Genomic DNA, 19,075 nt, shown 5'->3' on the forward strand with positions numbered 1-19,075 from the left:
CTATTGAGGCCTCACCCGTTAGAGGCTTGGGGATGGTTGAACCAGTTCTGGCGCCTGTTATTCCGATCTCTGCCGAGGCTTGTGCGGTAACAGTTCGACTGCCTAAGTCCTGGACCGTGCGCGGCTTGGCTGTCGACGGAACGGGGCTGCAAATCGCCGCGAAGCTTCGTGTAATCGGCCAGGACCATATCGGCTGGACGCTCATTACCCAGCGTTTCCGATCCGCCCTTTCTGGTGAGTTGAGTCTGGTCGATGCAGATGGTGCGGCGACATTTCTGCAGGTGAATTTTCTCGACGCACCCTGGGGTGCCGAAACCACAGCGGTCGTTCGCCGAGTTGTGCGGTTTATTCAGTCGAACAAGCGTAAGACGCGGTGTGACGCACTCGTACGGTATCTTTCTGTCAACGCCGTATGGGGGGTTCGAGCGCACACAGTGTATGCGGCGCCGAACCTTCGACTGGCTGTCGTGGAACAGGAAATGCGCGGTTTGGCCCCGCAGCCAGTAAGCGTTTTCGCTGTCAATGATGGTGATTTGGTCAATGTCGACGGCTCGTTGATGGCAACCGATGGTGGTCATCTTCTGCTGTCACTTCCGTCTGGCGCTTGGCGGTCGTGCTTCATCCAATGGGATGGTCAGATAGTACAATTGGATCTGCCCGTTCTAGGGCTGCGCCCATGGTCGCAATTCGACAGCTGGCTCGGACAGCAACCGGACCGGATTAAAGGCCAGGTTGCCGATTTCTGGGGGTTTGCGCCATTGGAAGCGCCGCCCGGAGCCTTTGAAGCATTGGCGTTGCCAACCGTCTGTCGCCTTGTAACGCCACGCTGCAAGTTGGATGTGGATTCGGTGATTTGCGCCGGTGGCAATGTCGCCATATATGGTTCGTCTGAAGGATCCGTTCCAGCCGACGCCAAATTGCGGCTACTTATTCCGATGGCGCGCCGATCGGATGAGATCGAGCTTACGTGCTTCTGTTATCCCATATCTACCCCGGAGAGCGGTGGTAATCCCGGTAGCGCCTGGACGTTTGTCTTTGCTGGAAGCGGGAGCGCCATTGCCGATCTGGATTCGGTCGGAGGATCGGTTTGCCTTGAGCTTAGTTGCGCCGACCGCATCGATCGTGCTTGGATTGCGGCGCGATCGTCGGGAAGTGATGCTGCCTGGCAATCCATTGTACGCTGGCGCGCCTTTGATTCCTCCGACGATGCCTATCTTCGAGCGGCGGTGCTGCCGTTCTGGTCGAGAAGGTGGCATGGGGCGCCGGTGGCAGTTGCGCCGATCATCCCGACGAAGAGCCTATCGGGATTGGCGGTAAGTCAGCTCGCGACCATCATGGTGGTCACCGACGGTGATATTGAGCCGATTCATCGTACATTGATTTCAATTTCACTCCTTGCCGGTCGCCGGTGCCCGGAAGTGTTGTTGACCCTGACAAAGCCTATCGAGGCTCGGGAGCTGTTGGATTGTCTTGAGGTTTGGTCGAGCCGGTATGATCTGCGCATACGCTTGGCGATACCGTATCAGTCACTTCCGCCCTTCGTAGCACTTAGGTCAGCGCTGACCGAAGCAGAGGTCGATGGCTACGTCGTCATCCTGCCTGCCGGTACGATCCCGAAATCGGTCGATTTCGCGCTGGCCTTGACGCCCGGAGCGGACCGCGAAAGTAAATCCCATGACCTTCTGATCGCTCCATCGGCCGGCGAAGACAATTTGCTACCAACTGGAACCTGCTGGGTGCTTTCGCCTCCCGGGCTGGTGCACTTGTTGAAGTTGGATCTGGCCTTTGGCGCGATCGAAGCCGCGGCCGAGGCCTTGAAGCTGCGCCTTACCAAGGCGGGGCTATCCTGGCATGTCGATGATCGGCTGAGGGTCGTGTCAGAACCGAAGGTTTGGGACCACATTGTCCCCCGCATAGATTTCCTCATGCTTGCTGACTCCGGTTTCTCGGATCCTCAGCAGGAGTCTGTGCAAGGTGGGCGTACTCAGGCTCGACCCCGACGAGCAAGGTCCGCTCAGCCTCACATCAAAGTGCCGCTTCATCTGGTGTCCGAGACCAGAGAGCGGGAGCGCGGAGAGCGGCTTTGATTGGCCGCGGTCGTAAGCCCCAGTCACCATGGGATTTTGCGCCAGAACTATCTGCAGCGTTGCGCAGTTGCAGATCGCATTTCACCTTCGCAGTGTTGTTTTCAGTTTTCGCCCATTTGCTCGTTTTCGCTTACCCGATCTACATGCTGCAGGTTATGGACCGGGTGATCTCAAGCCGTAGCGTTGAAACGCTGGTGGTGCTGGGGACTGGCTTGGCATTGGCGCTAAGCTTCCAGGCGATCTTCTATTGGCTCCAGAATGCACTTCTGGCGCGCGCATCCGCTCGCGTTGATCGAATGATGGGTGAACGAGTCTGCGCCGCGTTGATGGAGCGATCCTTCCGGCGTACTGAGTCTGGCGCGCTGGCACTTAGAGACCTGGACACTGTCCGGCTGTATCTGTGCGGTCAGGGCGCCTTGGCAAGGATGGAACTGCCGTGGGCTGGGCTATTTGTCGGCGCCCTCGTTTCCGTTGATATGGTGCTCGGTATTGTCGCTGCGATCTGCATGGTTGGTGTAGGCGCTCTGGCCGTCGCCAATTCCTTGGTCACCAAGGGAGCACTGGCCGAAGCAAATCAAGCTGGAAATGATGCGCAGCGATTCATTGAAGCCAATCTTAGGAGTGCTGAGGCAGCGTTGCCTATGGGCATGCTGCCGGGGTTACTCTCGCGTTGGCGTGCGTCCCGTGACCGTGCTCTCGTGTCACAGCTGAAAGCGACGAACCGAGGGGGAGTACTTAGTTCGCTGCTGAGTATCGGTCAAGTTGCCGCACAAGGCATTCTTCTTGGAACCGGTGTGCTTCGGGTTATTGAAGCAAATGTGCCCGTTGGTTTCGCCTTTATGGCAACAATTTTGTTTAGCTACGCCATGAGGCCTGTCCAGGCGCTGGTGCAAGATTGGGAGGCGCGACAGCGTACTGAAGAATCACTGTTGCGCCTCAATAACCTGCTGCGGGAGGTTCCTCACCGGCCGCGGGCAATGTTGTTGCCCCGCCCGGCCGGAGTGGTGACGTTTGTTGGTGCAACCTATAGCATCCCCGGTAACGCCAAGCCGATCTTAAGAAGCATCAACCTGAGAATTGCTTCCGGAACGGCGCACGGGATCGTTGGGCCGTCGGGCTCGGGCAAGTCGACACTCTTGAAGCTTCTGGTTGGGAATCTTGCGCCGACCTACGGCAATGTGCGCGTGGACGGGGCCGACGTTATGAGTTGGGACAGGGCCGAGTTTGGAAGATACCTCGGTTATCTTCCTCAGGAAGTTTGCCTTGTATCGGGAAGCGTCGCGGACAATATCGGGCGATTCGGGTTGTTCGGTGAGACGGATGTGGTCGCTGCAGCGAAGCTGTCAGGCGCCCATGATGTAATTGTACGCCTACCAAACGGCTACGACACCCTTGTGGGCGAGGGGGGATTGCCATCTCAGGCGGGCAGCGCCAATTGATCGGGCTTGCGCGCGCGGTTGTCGGCAACCCTGCCTTGGTTGTGCTCGATGAGCCGAATTCCAATCTCGATGGTCCTGGTGAAAACAGATTGATGGCCTGTGTTGCGGCGCTCCGCCAGGCCGGAACAACTGTGATCATGGTATCCCATCGCCCCAATCTGTTGCGGGAATTCGACGGGCTTACACATCTTCGGGACGGCACCGTAGTGGCGTCCGGCGAAGCAGACGAGATCATGCAGCGGATGCTGCGCCCCGCCGGCTCGGTTGCCGTGGTTGCGAGGGCTCAGATTGTGGCGCAGTCCGGGGAGGCTGGCTGATGTCGATGGCAGCAGCTGCAAAGCCGGCGATTGCCGGCGTGTCGAGTGGCCTCGACACGCCGCGGTGGATCATTCTGACGGGTTGCCTTTGCGTGATACTGCTGGTTGGAGGATTTGGTACCTGGGCAAAACTCGGCAAGGTAGCCAGCGCCGCGTCAGCGGCAGGGTATGTTGTGGCGGAGGGCAATCGCAAGGCGGTGCAGCACCGCGATGGGGGTCCCGTCGCGGCCGTTCTGGTTCGTGAGGGAGATCTCGTTCAACGGGGGCAGGTGCTCATTCGACTGGATCTGTCGGATACCGCCGCGGAAGTTCAAGTCCTCAACAGCCAGCGAGCTCAAACGCTTGTGCGACTGTCGAGGTTGCGTGCGGAAGCTGCGGGACTTATGACCCTCACTTTTCCGGCAGAGGTAGAGGCGTTGCGCGGGGACCCCGCATTTGCTGACCTGGTTGCTCAGGAAGAGTCTCTGTTTCAGGCCAGGCGGAACGCTTACGCCGGCAACGTCGACCTGCTGCACCAACAGATCGAGGGATATCGGCGCCAAATTACCGGGCTCAAGGGAAAATCAAAGGCGGCGAGTACGCAGCTTTCCCTGATCGAGCAGGAACTCCGCAGCATGCTTGTGCTTCTCAAGGAAGGCTATGTGGCCCGCACGCGTGTCATGGCTCAACAGCGTGCTGCCGCGGGTTTGCGGGGCGATATCGAGGCGCTTGCCGCCGAAATTGCCAAAACCGAAAACGAGATCAGCAAGTCGGAACTGCAAATCGTGCAGATTGAAAAGCAGTGGCGGGAGTCGGTGGCCAAAGATCTCAATGACGGGGAAGCGATCATTTCTCAGGTCGAGCCGCGGCTGTTTTCCGCACGAGAACGGCTTAAGCGCGCAGATCTCGTGTCGCCAGAGGAAGGCTATGTCTTCGATCTCAAAATCCACTCTGCCGGGGCGGTGATCGTCCCGGGCGATACGGTACTGGAGATCGTTCCCGCCAGCGAACCCCTTGTGGTGATGGCGCGGGTCGACCCCAATGACGTCGATCGGGTGAGTGAGGGGCAAGAGGTCGAAATTCACCTTCTGCCCTATCGCCAGCGCTACATGGGGATCATTGGTGGCAGGGTGCTCAAGGTTTCCGCGGACACTTTCTCGGACACCAACAAGGAGAAATTCTGGTTTGAAGCAACTCTCACGGTCGATCCCGATGACTTGAAGCGCAGCGGCGCGGCGCTGGTTCCAGGCATGCCGGTGCAGGCCTTGATCAAGACCGGGGAACGGACGATCGGCGAATATCTGCTCGACCCGATGTACCACTTCTACGATTACGCTCTGAAGGAGGATTGAATGGCACGGATTGATGAAGGCGCCGCGGGCGCAGGTAACCGGCCGCTTGACCTGTCTGGCGACAGTCCGGAGTTGATCGCCTTTGGACTCCTGCGCTACCTCGCGCAGCTTGAGCAACAGGAGTCCCGCCAGGCTGGGATGACAAAGACGTTCGACCGGAAGTGGATGCTTGATGCCTATGCCGAATGCCTCGAGGCGGCGAAGGGGCAGCGGAAATTAAGCGTTGAGCCCGCCGCGGTTCCGCGGATGAGCGGCCGTGGGGTCAAGGCGAAATAGCATCTCAATCGAGATCGGCGCGAATGAAACTCTTGTTCTTGCACCCGAATTTCCCAGGGCAATTCAAGAACCTAGCTGCAGCTTTTGCAGCTAAGGCAGGGTATCAGGTTGTTGGCGTCGGTCATCGATCATCAGAGTGGCGGAGCGTCCCGGGGGTAAAGACGTATCATTACGGCCCCCTTCCGGCATTTGAGGCGCCACCCTATATGCCTGTAGATCAATTCGCCCAACAGGTGCGACGCGGACATGCGGTGGCCGCGGTTTTGCGGGATCTTGCCCAGGACGGATTTTCGCCTGACGTTGTCATTGCCCATCCCGGGTGGGGCGATGCGATGTTTCTGCACGATGTTTTTCCTCGTGCACGATTGATCGCCTTTCTGGAGTTCTACTATCAGCACTCTGGTACCGACCTCGATTTCGATCCGGAATTTCCGCCCAGCCCCAACGAGACTGAGTTCCTGCGTCTGCGCAATCTGCCGTCGGTGATGGCCTATGAGGTTGCTGCCGCAGCGGTAAGTCCGACCGCCTGGCAGGCCAGCCTCTTTCCACGAGCCCTGCGATGCGGCATCACTGTGCATCATGAAGGCGTCGATACCAACGCGGTATGCCCCGATCCGGCAGCCTGCGTGACCATGCCAAGCGGCAGAGTCCTCACCCGCCATGACGAGGTGGTAACTTATGTCGCGCGGGGCCTTGAACCCATGCGCGGTTTCCATTCCTTCATGCGCGCCCTGCCGGAAATCCAGCGCCAACGGCCCGATGTCGTCACCATCATTGTGGGCTCAGACGAAGTGCATTATGGCCGTCGCCCGCAGGGTAAGCGCGGTTGGCGTGAGGTGATGCTCGCTGAGGTCGGGGCACAATTGGATATGGAACGCATCTGGTTCGCCGGTCGCCTGGGTTACGGCGAGTATCTGAATGTACTCCGGGTGTCGTCGGTTCACGTTTATCTGACTTATCCCTTTGTGTTGTCTTGGTCGTTGGTGGAGGCGATGGCGGCTGGCTGTGCCATTGTCGGTTCCAACACCGCACCCGTAGCTGAAGTGATTACCGATGGCGAAAACGGTGTCCTTTGCGATTTCTTCCACCGGGAGAGACTTGCGGAGATGGTCTCCACCCTCGTGGGCGATAGGGAACTCCGCCTGCAGCTGGGAGCACGCGCGAGACTGGACGCCGTGGAGAAATTCGATTTCCGCCGCGTGGCGTTGCTAGGTTACGAGTCTCTTATTGAGCGCGCTCTTGGCGCGGCACCCGACACCGGCGCTAATCAGCCAGCGGCTCGTGGTCGGAGGGCGGCCAATGGCTAGAGGGGGATCAACACGAAGCCTATGTCGGCCGGACAATATCGCCCCCGGACGATATGCTGTTCTACAGCGCCAAACCCATCGGCATTGGCCGTGTTTGGTCCGGCTCGAAGGACCGCTTCTTCGGTCACAGTGTCTTCCCGGATATGGTCGCCATCATCGACGCCCAGCACGAGGTAGGGACAATTTCGTGGCCGATATTGGGCGTATCTGGTCCCGGGCCAGCGTATCTTGGATAAAACGGTTCAATACTTTGTTAGATTGTTACGAATGACGGGGAATTGCAGTGAAAAAAGCGTCCAACGTTGTTGTCAAGCCTCGCGATAAAAAGTATTTGCCGCGTCAAGTGGGTTTCTCGGACGGCATATTTTATTTGCCGGCAGTGTGGTTTGATGGAATAGACCATAATAGTAGCCATACTATATCTGCATGTGTGCATGATTATATTGTTGGAATGGCTGAGGTGCATGCGGCCCCAGAGGGGAAAGTTGCGGTTCCGGTCAAGGAGTTTCCCCTCGTGTCTTTCCCCTGCGAGGTACGATTCGCAACGAACGGCATAGCCGTCGGCGGTGTCTTTCGCGTGCGCGACGCCGATACGCTCATAAGGAAATTGGGCGGTGTGGGAATGAACGCCGAATTGACTGGCTTCTTTGGTGACGCGGTGGAGTTCTCTCTCGTTGTTCCCCAGGCACCCGCTTATGCGAGGGATCTCGTACTGAAGATTGACAACGAGATCGTAGGGGAAGCCAAGTCCCAGCCCTCGGAGAAGATCGGTGCGCCGTCCCAGCCTCAGAGGATTTGGATTGAACTGCCGACACAGCTTTACAATGGCGGTGTGCTGGCGCTCGAAGACCATGCCACCGGGCAAATTGTGTTCGAGGAGCCTGTCGGGTCAGTCAAAATGGTCGGCGCTATCGCTCGGTCACAGCGCAATCTCCTCAATCGAATTGACGACCTCGAAAGGGAGCAACGACGTCTTATCGAGCAGGCCAATGTGAATTCCATTCAGGCCCGTGAGCGTCTGCTCATGGAGCGAATAGATTTGTTTTATTCGCTGATTCAGGACCGTCTGAATCGAGAATTGTGTGCTGTCGTTGCTGATGTGGGCCATATCGATGCGAATCCCGATGGTGACGGAAATATCGCTGAGCACGATTCTGACGAAGAATGGCACAACGATTTGCACTTCACCGCAGAATCGATAGAGGGCATCGGATTTTATGATTTGGAAGGCGAAATAGACAGTTATTGGCGTTGGTTCGGTCCGCGTACGACGCTTGTGCTTAGGGAGGTTCCTGTGGGGGCCCGTTCGGTAAGGCTAGCTTTTTCGAATCTTCCGAACGGCATTCAAGAAACTGGAGTGTCGGCGACTGTCAACGCTAAGGAAGTCGACATTATATTAGAAAGGGAAGAGAAGGAGGGTAATATAATTGTGATTTTAGACCCGGAAAATCGCACAAAAATCGATAAGCGATCTACACTAATAGTGAACTTGAAATTTGAATACTCCTTCATGCAGTCGGATAACGACAGACGGGTCCTTTCCGCGGCATTTTCTGACGGCACCGTATCGGTCTGAACTCGATGTATACACTTCTCACGCCCTGGCCACCGCAGCGAAATGGGATAGCAGACTACGCGCGTGAACTCGTCGCAGAGGGAACGACTTCCGTTCGTCTCATCTCTGAAGCGATCCGACCCGCAAAGATTGCTGATCGGGTTGTCGCGATCGACGAACGGACGTTTCTCAACGATCCCGGTCGGCGCCGGTTATATCATTTCGGTAACAATTCAGATCATACCCATCTTGTGCCGCTGTTCTTGCGGCATCCGGGCCATGTTGTCCTGCATGATCCGTCGCTGCACTATCTGGCAGAATGTGTGGACCGGCAGATTCCCGGCTTTTTCGACGCTATGCTTACAGCCGATTCCTCCGTAGACATCGCGTCGCTTCGACGATGTTGGCGCGGCGGACTGAAGGCACCGATGGATTACAATGAACTGCGCTGTTTGGCTTGGCTTAAGAGTGCAACCAGTATCATCGTCCATTCTGAATTTGCACGGCGCTCCGTGACCCCGCTCTTACCTGGCGTCCCGGTCAATGTCGTGCCCCATTTTGCCTATTTGCGGCGAGGGATAGGGGACTGGCGCAGCCGGCGAACGGATGCGCGGACGCGCCTTGGTTATTCGTCCAACCAGTTTCTTATTGTCACCTTTGGTTTTGTGACCCGCAACAAGCAATACGACAGTATCGTGCGCGCCATTTCCCGCCTAGAAATCGGCAAGAGAAACAAGATCTCCTACGTCATTGCTGGGGAAATTAATACCGGCCAGTTCGATTTGATGTCTTCGCTGGGAGGGCTGGATACAAGCGTCGTCGAACTGAGAGGCTATGTACCGCTAAGCGTCGCAGATGACCTTATGGATGCAGCCGACTTGGTGATGAACCTTCGCTATCCGACCTATGGTGAAAGCTCTGGCGCTGTCGCACGTGCGCAGGGCGCGGGGGCCGCCATTGCTGTTTCTGATATCGGCGGCTTCAGCGAAATCCCGGCAGACACCTGCTTCCACCTTCCCGCACGTCCAGATGTTTCGCACGCTGTTGCCGCCTTGATCGATCGTACCTTTGACGATCCCAACGTTGTAGCGCAGGTTCGCGACAGAGCCTGGGCTCATGCCAATGGTGTGCTTTCCCCGAAGCGATGCAGTGCGGCTTACGAGGAGATCATTTATGGCTAAGGCGAAATTTTCCCGAATTCAGCGATTCACTAACTTGGTCGAGATTGATCCTGAGCCATGTCCCGTAAGCTATTTTCTCCAATTTTCTACAGGCTCAGCAGCAAGATACAGGATTTTCCGTCTCGGGCGTTACCAACGCATCGCATTCTCCCTGCCAAACGTTGGGGGAATCAGTTGGCCGACGAAGCGATTAGAGTTCACCGGCGATCTGGACGCCGCGAACGTAAAGGCGCTCTACAACAGAGAATTCATCGGGCTGAAATCGACGCGCGTTCTATCGGTGGCCGGTGTCCCCGCTGCAGGTGCCCTCCTGGAGGCCTTCAATCCAGATATCACCCTCTACGGGTGCGCACCGAATCTTGCGCCCGGAATAGTCACAAGAAATGTGCGATTGGGTGAGGCCGAGATTTGTGTGGTCTTCACATCCGAACAGGCTGAAGACGCCTTCGACGAAGCGTTCGTGACTTTCTCTGCCGATTTGCAAAACTGGCGGGACTCGAGTTCGCGGTTACTTGAGGTGAGAGATCTAGTTGTCTTCGATGGATTTTATTCGATTGAAACTAATGGTCGATACGACTGGATCTGGACCGGTGCTGCGCGGCAGTCGCGTTTCTTCGTTCCGGCGATGCGTGGTGGTTCGGTGAGGATCACATTTTTTTTGTTCGGACATCAGATTCCGCTCGCAGAGGAAGCGATCTCGATCGAGATCGACGGTGAGTCCGCTAAATGCAGGTTTCTTCCCGAATATCAGAAATTGGAGGCAGAGTTTCAGCCAAAACGGGAAGCCATCGTCCACCTCGTTTCGATCAGGCACGCTCTACTAAGCTCGACCTCTGATGGCTCTCGCGAGTTGGGTGTCGCGCTTCATCGGGTCCGAGTGGAGGCACTGTAATGCGTGCTCTCGTGATCACACCCACGCCCACACATCCCGTTAATCAAGGTAACAGGGCCAGAATAGTTCAAATGGCTGGTGCCTTGAAGAGCCGAGGCTTCGTAGTGGACCTGTTTTACTACGTGATGGATGGTGTTGACGCCCTAAGCATCGAGGGGATGCGCGAAGAATGGGACTCTGTTCATGCCACCGGATTACAGGGATATGTGTTTCGACGTCGCTTTCCAGAATTCTGGGGCATAGATGACTGGATTGCCCCGTCGGCGCTGACCCTGGCTCGGCGCCTTTCGGAAACACGCTCTTACGACCTCGTGTTGGTCAACTACGTATGGTGCTCGGGCCTGTTTGAGCCCTTCGTCGGGGGGCAGCAAAATTGGTCATCGATGCCCATGATGCTTTCGGGGATCGGCACCACTTAGCGCGTAGTGCTGGCCTCACACCCCATTGGTTCTACACAAGCCGCGAAGAGGAGGGCCGAGGTTTCGACCGGGCGGATATGATTATTGCCATTCAAGACGCCGAAGGGCAGATGTTCCGCCAGCAGACATCCGCCGAGGTGGTTACGATAGAATACTCGACGCCACCCGCCCTGGTTTCGAAGGCTTTAAGCGGGCCCATCAAGGTCGGCTATCTAGGATCGCTGAATCCCTGGAACACTAAATCCTTGCAGATATTCGACAGTTTACTCGCATCGCATCCAAGGAAAGACGAACTATCGGCGCGCTTTAGTTTCCTAGTATTCGGCGGGGTTTGCTTGGCCAATGACGAGTACAAAGTATTGCAGCGAATGGGCCCCGTCGACAAGGTTGAGCATTTCTATGAGGATGTGGATATCGTCGTGAACCCAATGGTAGGGGGTACGGGCTTGAAGATTAAGACCGTTGAAGCATTGGCATTCGGTCGCCTTGTATTGTCTACGGCCTCTGGAGGAACCGGTCTCGAAGACATCCACCCCGATATTTGTCTTGATGGGCTTGGGGCACTAATTTCGCGACTTGAGGCTGTAGCCTCCCGTGAGGCAGCGCTTGAGCAAGGCAGCGAGATGTTCCAACGCTACATGATATTTCATAATCGTACAGAACAAAGAATCGACACGATGCTTGATAAGCTCGGCTTTGGTATCGTAAAGAATCAAGTGGCATAGTGAATAAAGATAGTGCTTTATGGCCGCAACTGGACCAATACAGCTAGAATGAAGATATCCTATTAGGATCGAGATGCGCTTAGATAGCGGAGGATGCCATGCGCTTCGGAATAGACAAAAAAACCGTAAATATTCCGTCGAATATGACGTCTCTCTCACCGGGGGGAATATAGTATTTAGGACACAAAACGATGAATTTTATGAACTGGTAGATGGGATCTCAAATCCGTACTATGATCCAAATATAGGGCTTCTTAACTATCGCGGGCGGATGTATGTTCGAACTGATGCGACATCATTTGTGCGTGACGGATCAGATTATTTTGTTTTTCTTCCTAGCGAGAATAAATTCGTGCAGCGTCCGGCCCTGAGTAGCGACGAGGAGCTCAAGGAAGTAAATTTTGCGGAGATAGGCATCTGGAAAGCTCAGCACAGCCGCTTGATGTCGCTATTTGGTGTGCCGGAGCGCGTCGCGGTGAGCCAGGCGTTAGACGGTGAAGAATTGATCACTCGTCAGAACGGCGATGTCATGGTGCAACGGAATGGTGCCGTCATCCCATATTTTGTCGCATCGGTTTCGTCGGGAGCCGCCTTCGTTCGCATCGACCTTGAAGTCCCGGTCGGCGAGGGGACGCAGGCGATCACGCTATTTTTCGAACCAAAGCCGACTAGTGGTGGTCGTCGTTGGCTTCGCCACTTTATCGACACTCAGGCGGCGATGCGGATGATCGCACCGGAGGCGACCCCCTTTATCCGCAATTTCAATACGGTCTTTTATAACGGCATAGACGATCTTCTGACTTGTATCCAAGCGTTGGCGGAGACTGTCGGCAAGATAAATGAGATCTATACGAGCGATCTGCCTAGTTCCGATGATGGTAAGCTGAGGCGGCCGACTATGGCGAACATTTCTTCCGCGCTGCTGAATCAACTCCATTTTGAATTCGAGAATTTTGGTGAACGCTTCAAGCACGGTGGTGCCGAATTGCAGAAACGGGTCGCTGACGCCTACGGCCCCTTCTGTCTCCTCAACGATCAGATCCATGCAACCGAAGGTGCGCTAGCTAACAAGGACCGGGCGATCGCATCGGCTTGGTGGGCACTTCACTGTTCGTTTCTGCCGGATTTTTATAGGACATTAAGCAATGATATTTATTCAGAATTCACCCTAGATTGGGATTTTGGCACGATGTTCATGGGTTATCATACTTTGGGGAAAGACATTTTGGCCGCATTTTGGAACAACGATATGGATCTTTTCCGTCGCGACGAGATCCGGCCGCAACGAATATCGTCGTCGGAAATTTTTCTCTTCCTTGGGCCTGATATTCGCGGCCAGATGAAAGATTTGGAGGCTTGGTGGAAACGTGAGGGAATTGACCAATTCGGCTTTCAGTTAGGTGATTCACGCAATGCCATCGGTTATATTCCGGTCGCTTCGCTAATACGCTACGGGCTCGACGAAGTTTCCATAAAGACCAGGATCAAAGGTTGTAAGACAATCCTTGGCGTTTCCCTGACTCAGGTCTGACAAACTTGGTAGCCCGGCGCGCCTGCCTGTCGCACTCTATATCATTCTAGATGCTCGCTCCGTCTTCTTTAAAGACATGGTCGTAGAGGCGGAAATACGCCCCGACCAGCATCGACCAGTTGTAGACTAAGGGGATGCCATCGCTACCGCCAAAGTCGGAATCGATGCGGATACCGGTGCCCCGAATATTGTTCTGTTCCGGGAATAGCAGGCGGTAGCGTTGGCGTACAAAGGTAAGTTCCGGGACGATAAGTGAATTCAATGTATATTTAAAGCCCCTGATCGATTCTGGGACGCCAGCATATATGCCAAATCGCCCCAGTAGCCGCCGCAGTATCTCAAAAATGACATGGTCGTCGGGATGGTTCATTGAATAGAAAATCTTCCGTACGCGAAAATATGTGCTAATGTAATCTGAGATCTTGATATCGGTTTCGGTTTCCCGAAGCCGAAGTTTTTGAAGAGATTTTTCCACAGGAAAATCGATGGAGGAATCCTCAAGGATTTTCCTCGCTGTGTCTTTGATCGAAAGCTTGCAGGTCCAAGCTTCGCGAATCTGTTCAAAGTGATAGTCGCCGACCGGCCCGGTCAATTTTCCAGCTTTTGTGTAGACGTAGCCTATACCAGGGAAATAGCCATCGAAATAGATATTTGGCCAAGAAGCCGAGCGACTGCCGAATTTAGCGCGGATCACCGAAGGCCGAACAAAACTAACCGCATAATCTTCCGATACCCGCTGATTGAAAATGATATCGGCGCCGTTGATAAGTTTCTCGATGTCAAGTGTAGCAAACCGTTTAAGGTCGAAGACTGGCGGCAGGTAAATGATATCTACTGCTGCTCCCACATGGTCTGCCAACAGCGAAAGCGTCTGAGCTTGACAATTTCCAATAAAACAAATTTTAGGGCGCGCCATCAAAGTATTCTCCCATGAGAAAGTGCAAACTAGAGGGTTTTCAGCCCAAAGCAGCAAAGGCCTGAGTGAAATTGATTGGATTCGTAGATTTCTAGGTCAAAAAAACCTAGCTTGTTCATGAAGTTTTGATCGATGCGCTGGACATGGCCAAGTGACATGGGTTCTCGCTCCTCAAAAGGACAACCAATAACCACGTAACGTCGTGCCAGTTTCTCTAGTTGACCGACAAAATCGGGAACATCTTTGAGATGTTCGATCGTATGACTGCAAGTGACAATATCGAATTTTTTTTCGGGGAGGCCAAAGATGTTGCCAGTTAAGGCTTGGATATCCTTGAACTCTTTATCTGCGATCAAATTGAAATTGGGATCTAGGTCGATGCCGGCGACCGGGTGTAGCTTCAGTCGCGTGAAGGCCCGGGGGTGGTGGAGGAGGCGAAGCAGGGCAAGTCCCGCGCCCGTGCGTGGACCGACGTCGAGTAAACTCAGCGTCTCGAAGCCGGCAATACGCTGCGATATAAACCGGGACATATCACCATAAAACGACATGGATTGGCTGTCACAGCGCATTCGAAGAAGCAGCTCGGGAGGCGCATCCTCATTAACAATGCCAAAAACATTTTGGACAGAAGGCAGCATTCTACGATCCTCTCTCGTTCGATGATTCTGCGTGATTCCGTCAGATTAAGGAATATATCGCAAACTTTAGGACTTAACAGGTTAAGATTCGTGACCCCCGCGTGCAGTATACCAAATCGCTTCAGGAAGGACTCCACAGAGTGGCGAGCGGCATCGAGCCTCTAAACATATGCATCGCCACACATGGCGGATAGTTTGACGCAGTCGGAATAGTTGGAGTGACCCCCTTCATCGAGACACGAGAATAAGGGACAGTTCTCATCAGGAGAACAGATGTCCAAGCAGGAACGACGAAAGTTCAGTCGCGAGTTCAAGCTCTCGGCGGTAAGCCGGCTGGAGGCGGGCGAGAGCAGTAGCGCGCTATCGCTGCAGCTTGGGGTCAAGCGGACGATCCTCTACCGGTGGCGTGACGCTTGGCGGGCGGGAGGCGAGTTGGCCCTGCGTGCGGGGCAGGGCCGGCCCAACAAGGCCGATGCGCTGGCGATGGAGGCGGCGCGCGGTCCGCTGGCGAAGGCCAATGACTTGGCCGAGGCTCGCCGCCAGATCGCCGAGCTGGAACGCAAGGTGGGCCAGCAGCAGGTGCATCTGGATTTTTTCAAAGGCGCCTTGCGGCGTATCGAGACGTCGCGCCGGCCGGCTCCGGCTCCTGGCGCGCCAGTGTCTTCGCCGAGATCCAGGCGATGACACATCCGCAAGGTCCAGGATTACAAGGTCAAGGAACGGTCGCCGGCATCGAACAGCTGTGCGCCCTCGCTGGAGTCAGCCGGGCGGCTTACTACCGGCACTGGCAAGAGCACGCGCCGCTGGTGCAGGAGACGGTGCTGCGTGACGCCGTCCAGCGCCTGGCGATCACCCATCGCCACTATGGCTATCGGCGCATCACCGTCCTGCTGAAGCGGGATGGCTGGCAGGTCAACCGTAATCGGCCGATTTAGGCCGCCTTCAGTGGCTGACTGTAGCGGTTTAGATTACGTCGTTAACGACGTCGTTAGTGACGTCGTCAGCGGGGTGAACGATGCGGCAGGATATCCTGACCGGGCCAGAGCGGCGCCGGCGATGGGCGATCGCGGAGAAGCGGCGGATTGTCGACGAGGCAGGAGCCGAAGGAGTGTCCGTGGCGGAAGTGGCGCGTCGGCACGACCTCACCCGCCAGCACATCTATCAATGGCGAAGAGAGCTTCAGGCCAAGGGTGACCTGCCGACCGTGGCAACGGTGTTTCTCCCGGTCGAGATATCCAGCGACGATGGTCGTACCGAGCGTGGCGGCGATGCCGACTTGGTGCATGGATACCAAGTCGAGATCGTGGTGCGGAATGGCCGCAGCGTGCGTGTCGCCTCTGACGTTCCAGATGTTATCGTACAGCGCATGATCCGCCTTGCCGAGGCGCCGTGATCGGGCCGGGCACTGGCGTGCGGGTCTACCTGGCCTGCGGCGTGACCGACATGCGCAAAGGCATAGGCGGCTTGGTGGCCAAGGCGCAGGACGTGCTGAAGCAGGACACCCGATCGGGAGCGGTCTTCGCGTTCCGTGGCGGCAGGGGAGACCGGATCAAGCTTCTGCACTGGGATGGGCAAGGCTTCTGCCTCTACTACAAGATCCTGGAGAAGGGTCGCTTCCCCTGGCCGTCGCCGGCCGAAGGGGCGGCGAACCTGACTTCGGCGCAGTTGGCGATGTTGTGGGAAGGCATCGACTGGCGCCGTCCGACTTGGACCTCGCCACCCGACAGGGTTGGTTGATTATTGATATGATTCAATGACATAAGGCTTTTGTGGGGCGCCACTTCGCGGTACCATCAGCCATGTCGCTAGTCCCCGACATTCTCCCCGACGATCCCGCCGCGCTGAAGGCAATCATTGCCGCGCAGCGCGAAGAAGTGGCGCGGTTAACCGCCTCGGCGCGCGCCTACGAAGCCTTGGTGCAGGCACTCAAGATCCGCATTGCGCGGCTAAAACGACAGAAGTTCGGGGTCAGCTCGGAGAAGATCGAACGGGAGATCGAGCAACTCCAACTCGCCCTTGAGGATCTCGAAGTTGCCATGGCCGCGGCCGGCACGCTTGCCATGCCCGATGACAATGCCCCAGATGACAGCGCGTTGGTGCCTGATGGTGATCAGCTATCAGATGGCCGGCCTGCGCCACGCCGGCGCGGCAAGCCCCGGGTCGTCGCCGATACACCACGTGAGCGCATCGTGCTCGACCCCGGTGAACACTGCCCCGATTGCGGCGGCGCCCTGCGCCTGGTCGGTGAGGATGTATCGGAGATCCTCGACTACATTGCCGCCAAGCTGAAGGTGGTCGAGACCGCCCGCCTCAAGAAGTCCTGCCGGTGCTGTGAGAAGATCGTTCAGCCGGCTGCCCCGACGCGGCCGCTCCGGCGTGGCATGATGGGGGCGAACCTTCTTGCTCATATCATCGTCTCGAAGTTCGACGATCAGCTGCCGTTGTATCGGCAGGCTGAGATCTTTGCCCGCCTTGGGGCGGAGATTCCGCGATCGACCCTTATCGACGGCTGTGGTGCAGGGGTGGCGACACTCCGGCCAGTAATCAACCTGATCAAGACCGAGGTCCTGGGCGCCGATCGGCTGCACGTGGACGACACGCCGATCAAAGTGCTGGACCCGTCGCGTCGTACCGCCGATCCAATGGTTCGTGGTGTCAAGGAGGGCCGTATCTGGGTCTATGTGCGTGACGACCGGCCATGGGGCGGCGGGGATCCACCTGGTGCCGCCTACTTTTTCTCGCCCGACCGCAAGGGCGAACACCCCCAGCGCCACCTCGGCAGCTTCAATGGGATCCTGCAGGCCGACGCCTATGGCGGATTCAAGAAGCTCTACGCCCCTGGAGAAGACGGGGCATCGCGGATCCGGGAGGCCGCATGCTGGGCGCACTTACGCCGTGACTTCCATGACGTGTGGAAGATGACGGGCTCCTCGATTGCCAAGGAGGCGCTCGACCGTATCGGTGCCCTCTATGATATCGAACGTGACATTGCCGGTCGCGCCGCCGAGGTCCGTCATCAAGTTCGCCGGGACCACAGCCGGCCTCGGGCCGAGCACTTCCGGACATGGTGTGAAGCCCAGTTGGCGCAGATACCGGGCAAGGGCGGTTCGATCAAGGGCGACCTGGCAATGGCCATGCGCTACGCCCTCAAGCGTTGGTCCGCCTTCACTCTCTTCCTGGAGGATGGCCGCGTCGCCATTGACAATAACGCCGCCGAACGGGCGATCAGGCCGATCGCAATCGGACGGAAGAATTTTTTGTTCGCCGGATCCGATGCCGGAGGAGAGACCATCGCCGACGCCATGACGATCATCGAGACCGCCAAGCTCGCGGGGCTCAATCCCGAGGCCTATCTCGCCGATGTTCTGGCGCGCATCAACGACCACATCGTCACTCGCCTCTCCGAACTCCTGCCATGGAATTGGACGCCCTTGACCGCGCAGCGCCAGGCCGCCTGACCATGGCGGCGATCACCCATCTCCACACGCTTGCCCGGGTCGCTGAAATGCTGGGTGAGGACGAGGACTGGCTGCATGATATCTGCCTTGAGATGGAACCCGAGGACGGGATCATCTCCGTCTACGGCCTGGGCGACGACTGCACGCCAGCCTTCACCGATTTCGGCATCGAAAACCTCCGGCAAATCATAGAAATCCACCGGGAGAACGAACAAAGCGCTCGCTCAAACGAAACCCCTCAGGGGCCTTGAGCGGCCGGTTACGGTCAACCGCAAGCGGGTGGCCAGGATTCTGAAGGAAGACAACCTGCTCTGCCTGAGGAAGCCGCTGTTCAGTTCAGGCCGCCAACCACCGACAGCCGCCATAGCTGGCGGGTCTGGCCCAACCTGGCGCGGCATATGAAGCCGCTGGCCATCGACCAGCTGTGGGTCGCCGACATCACCTATGTGCGGCTGGGCGAGGCCTTCGTCTACCTGGCAGTGGTGCTCGACGCCTTCAGCCGCAAGGTCGTGGGCTGGGCCATGGCCGGCCACCTGCGCGCCGAACTGGCCTTGGCGGCCCTGGAGATGGCGCTTGTCACGCGCAGGTCCGCGCCTGGTGGCCTGGTCCACCACTCCGACCGGGGCATCCAATATGCCTGCGGCGACTATATCGAGCGCCTGCAAGTCCATGGCATCCAGCCCTCCATGAGCAGGCCCGGCTGCCCCTATGACAACGCCATGGCCGAAAGCTTCATGAAGGCCCTCAAGCAGGAGGAGGTCGACGCCGCCGCCTATCGCGACCTTGACCATGCCACGGCCGCCGTCGGAGATTTCATCGAGGCGGTCTATAACCTCGAGCGACTGCACTCAGCCCTCGACTACCTCTCGCCCGCGGAGTTCGAAGCCAAACCCAAATCATGGGCTGCTGCGCAGCAGCCCATGCAGCCAACCAATCAACACTGTCCCTAATAACCGTGTCTCAGCGACGGGGGCACTTCAGAGTTCTGGCGAGATTTGACATG

General features: G+C 56.8%; 21 protein-coding genes. 19 read left to right on the forward strand and 2 right to left on the reverse strand.

What is annotated here, in order from left to right:
- Positions 1 to 32 precede the first annotated feature (32 nt).
- The 12 genes from D3874_RS27835 to D3874_RS04925 all read left to right on the forward strand — a co-directional run bounded on the left by D3874_RS27835 (position 33) and on the right by D3874_RS04925 (position 13,060).
- The gene (locus D3874_RS27835; protein ID WP_147385526.1) at positions 33 to 2,087 is read left to right on the forward strand and encodes a hypothetical protein; all 2,055 of its coding nucleotides are present in this window, start codon (positions 33 to 35) and stop codon (positions 2,085 to 2,087) included.
- On the forward strand, positions 2,084 to 3,526 hold the full coding sequence (locus tag D3874_RS04870) for a type I secretion system permease/ATPase (RefSeq protein WP_119777080.1): 1,443 nt from the start codon (positions 2,084 to 2,086) through the stop codon (positions 3,524 to 3,526). The genes D3874_RS27835 and D3874_RS04870 overlap by 4 nt, the downstream gene beginning before the upstream one ends.
- On the forward strand, positions 3,523 to 3,843 hold the full coding sequence (locus D3874_RS31075; RefSeq protein ID WP_158595839.1) for a hypothetical protein: 321 nt from the start codon (positions 3,523 to 3,525) through the stop codon (positions 3,841 to 3,843). The genes D3874_RS04870 and D3874_RS31075 overlap by 4 nt, the downstream gene beginning before the upstream one ends.
- On the forward strand, positions 3,843 to 5,174 hold the full coding sequence (locus D3874_RS04880) for an HlyD family type I secretion periplasmic adaptor subunit (RefSeq protein ID WP_119777082.1): 1,332 nt from the start codon (positions 3,843 to 3,845) through the stop codon (positions 5,172 to 5,174). The genes D3874_RS31075 and D3874_RS04880 overlap by 1 nt, the downstream gene beginning before the upstream one ends.
- Positions 5,175 to 5,450 (forward strand): hypothetical protein, encoded by a 276-nt coding sequence (locus tag D3874_RS04885; RefSeq protein ID WP_119777083.1) that lies wholly within the window; start codon positions 5,175 to 5,177, stop codon positions 5,448 to 5,450.
- A 23-nt stretch (positions 5,451 to 5,473) separates the two neighbouring features.
- Entirely contained in the window at positions 5,474 to 6,757 is a 1,284-nt protein-coding gene (locus D3874_RS04890) for a glycosyltransferase (RefSeq protein WP_119777084.1), read from the forward strand.
- A 283-nt stretch (positions 6,758 to 7,040) separates the two neighbouring features.
- Positions 7,041 to 8,333 carry a hypothetical protein gene (locus tag D3874_RS04900; RefSeq protein WP_147385527.1) on the forward strand — a complete coding sequence of 431 codons (1,293 nt, stop codon included), beginning with the start codon at positions 7,041 to 7,043 and terminating at the stop codon, positions 8,331 to 8,333.
- 5 nt (positions 8,334 to 8,338) lie between these two features.
- Complete coding sequence (locus D3874_RS04905; RefSeq protein WP_119777087.1) at positions 8,339 to 9,493, forward strand: glycosyltransferase; 1,155 nt, start codon at positions 8,339 to 8,341, stop codon at positions 9,491 to 9,493.
- A complete protein-coding gene (locus D3874_RS27840) occupies positions 9,486 to 10,385 on the forward strand; it encodes a hypothetical protein (RefSeq protein WP_147385528.1) in 900 nt (299 codons plus the stop codon). Before D3874_RS04905 ends, D3874_RS27840 begins: the two co-directional genes overlap by 8 nt.
- A 71-nt stretch (positions 10,386 to 10,456) precedes the next feature.
- Positions 10,457 to 10,804, forward strand: coding sequence for a hypothetical protein (locus D3874_RS04915; protein WP_119777089.1), 348 nt, complete (start codon positions 10,457 to 10,459; stop codon positions 10,802 to 10,804).
- On the forward strand, positions 10,759 to 11,529 hold the full coding sequence (locus D3874_RS04920) for a glycosyltransferase (protein ID WP_147385529.1): 771 nt from the start codon (positions 10,759 to 10,761) through the stop codon (positions 11,527 to 11,529). Before D3874_RS04915 ends, D3874_RS04920 begins: the two co-directional genes overlap by 46 nt.
- A gap of 352 nt (positions 11,530 to 11,881) precedes the next feature.
- The gene (locus tag D3874_RS04925; protein ID WP_119777091.1) at positions 11,882 to 13,060 is read left to right on the forward strand and encodes a hypothetical protein; all 1,179 of its coding nucleotides are present in this window, start codon (positions 11,882 to 11,884) and stop codon (positions 13,058 to 13,060) included.
- Positions 13,061 to 13,106: 46 nt separating this feature from the next.
- Here the strand turns inward: D3874_RS04925 and D3874_RS27845 are convergent, their stop codons facing one another.
- Positions 13,107 to 13,976: a WcbI family polysaccharide biosynthesis putative acetyltransferase gene (locus tag D3874_RS27845; RefSeq protein ID WP_147385530.1), complete on the reverse strand. Its 870-nt coding sequence runs from the start codon at positions 13,974 to 13,976 to the stop codon at positions 13,107 to 13,109.
- 29 nt (positions 13,977 to 14,005) lie between these two features.
- Positions 14,006 to 14,614 (reverse strand): class I SAM-dependent methyltransferase, encoded by a 609-nt coding sequence (locus tag D3874_RS04935; RefSeq protein WP_119777093.1) that lies wholly within the window; start codon positions 14,612 to 14,614, stop codon positions 14,006 to 14,008.
- A gap of 273 nt (positions 14,615 to 14,887) precedes the next feature.
- On the opposite strand from D3874_RS04935, the gene D3874_RS04940 reads away from it, so the two are divergent.
- The 7 genes from D3874_RS04940 (at position 14,888) to D3874_RS04970 (ending at position 19,022) form a co-directional block, all read left to right on the forward strand.
- Complete coding sequence (locus tag D3874_RS04940) at positions 14,888 to 15,298, forward strand: transposase (protein ID WP_119777094.1); 411 nt, start codon at positions 14,888 to 14,890, stop codon at positions 15,296 to 15,298.
- Positions 15,295 to 15,549 (forward strand): IS3 family transposase, encoded by a 255-nt coding sequence (locus D3874_RS04945; RefSeq protein WP_119777095.1) that lies wholly within the window; start codon positions 15,295 to 15,297, stop codon positions 15,547 to 15,549. Before D3874_RS04940 ends, D3874_RS04945 begins: the two co-directional genes overlap by 4 nt.
- Before the next feature lie 80 nt (positions 15,550 to 15,629).
- Positions 15,630 to 16,007, forward strand: a complete 378-nt coding sequence (tnpA, locus tag D3874_RS04950; protein WP_119777096.1) for an IS66-like element accessory protein TnpA — start codon at positions 15,630 to 15,632, stop codon at positions 16,005 to 16,007.
- A gap of 17 nt (positions 16,008 to 16,024) precedes the next feature.
- Positions 16,025 to 16,351, forward strand: coding sequence for an IS66 family insertion sequence element accessory protein TnpB (tnpB, locus tag D3874_RS04955; RefSeq protein WP_408899960.1), 327 nt, complete (start codon positions 16,025 to 16,027; stop codon positions 16,349 to 16,351).
- Between the two features lie 62 nt (positions 16,352 to 16,413).
- Positions 16,414 to 18,072 carry an IS66 family transposase gene (gene tnpC, locus D3874_RS04960; protein WP_119777097.1) on the forward strand — a complete coding sequence of 553 codons (1,659 nt, stop codon included), beginning with the start codon at positions 16,414 to 16,416 and terminating at the stop codon, positions 18,070 to 18,072.
- A gap of 2 nt (positions 18,073 to 18,074) precedes the next feature.
- Complete coding sequence (locus D3874_RS04965) at positions 18,075 to 18,323, forward strand: hypothetical protein (protein WP_119782131.1); 249 nt, start codon at positions 18,075 to 18,077, stop codon at positions 18,321 to 18,323.
- A 60-nt stretch (positions 18,324 to 18,383) separates the two neighbouring features.
- A complete protein-coding gene (locus D3874_RS04970; protein WP_119777098.1) occupies positions 18,384 to 19,022 on the forward strand; it encodes an IS3 family transposase in 639 nt (212 codons plus the stop codon).
- Positions 19,023 to 19,075 lie beyond the last annotated feature (53 nt).

The sequence above is a fragment of the Oleomonas cavernae genome (genome assembly GCF_003590945.1).
Lineage (GTDB): Bacteria > Pseudomonadota > Alphaproteobacteria > Zavarziniales > Zavarziniaceae > Zavarzinia > Zavarzinia cavernae.

What these genes read in the sequence shown, in the direction of transcription:
- D3874_RS27835 (WP_147385526.1), top strand. Translation starts at nt 33, where the DNA reads ATGGTTGAACCAGTTCTGGCGCCTGTTATTCCGATCTCTGCCGAGGCT.
- D3874_RS04880 (WP_119777082.1), top strand. Translation starts at nt 3,843, where the DNA reads ATGTCGATGGCAGCAGCTGCAAAGCCGGCGATTGCCGGCGTGTCGAGT.
- D3874_RS04885 (WP_119777083.1), top strand. Translation starts at nt 5,175, where the DNA reads ATGGCACGGATTGATGAAGGCGCCGCGGGCGCAGGTAACCGGCCGCTT.
- D3874_RS04890 (WP_119777084.1), top strand. Translation starts at nt 5,474, where the DNA reads ATGAAACTCTTGTTCTTGCACCCGAATTTCCCAGGGCAATTCAAGAAC.
- D3874_RS04905 (WP_119777087.1), top strand. Translation starts at nt 8,339, where the DNA reads ATGTATACACTTCTCACGCCCTGGCCACCGCAGCGAAATGGGATAGCA.
- D3874_RS27840 (WP_147385528.1), top strand. Translation starts at nt 9,486, where the DNA reads ATGGCTAAGGCGAAATTTTCCCGAATTCAGCGATTCACTAACTTGGTC.
- D3874_RS04915 (WP_119777089.1), top strand. Translation starts at nt 10,457, where the DNA reads ATGGCTGGTGCCTTGAAGAGCCGAGGCTTCGTAGTGGACCTGTTTTAC.
- D3874_RS27845 (WP_147385530.1), bottom strand. Translation starts at nt 13,976, where the DNA reads ATGGCGCGCCCTAAAATTTGTTTTATTGGAAATTGTCAAGCTCAGACG.
- D3874_RS04935 (WP_119777093.1), bottom strand. Translation starts at nt 14,614, where the DNA reads ATGCTGCCTTCTGTCCAAAATGTTTTTGGCATTGTTAATGAGGATGCG.
- D3874_RS04940 (WP_119777094.1), top strand. Translation starts at nt 14,888, where the DNA reads ATGTCCAAGCAGGAACGACGAAAGTTCAGTCGCGAGTTCAAGCTCTCG.
- D3874_RS04945 (WP_119777095.1), top strand. Translation starts at nt 15,295, where the DNA reads ATGACACATCCGCAAGGTCCAGGATTACAAGGTCAAGGAACGGTCGCC.
- tnpA (WP_119777096.1), top strand. Translation starts at nt 15,630, where the DNA reads ATGCGGCAGGATATCCTGACCGGGCCAGAGCGGCGCCGGCGATGGGCG.
- tnpC (WP_119777097.1), top strand. Translation starts at nt 16,414, where the DNA reads ATGTCGCTAGTCCCCGACATTCTCCCCGACGATCCCGCCGCGCTGAAG.
- D3874_RS04965 (WP_119782131.1), top strand. Translation starts at nt 18,075, where the DNA reads ATGGCGGCGATCACCCATCTCCACACGCTTGCCCGGGTCGCTGAAATG.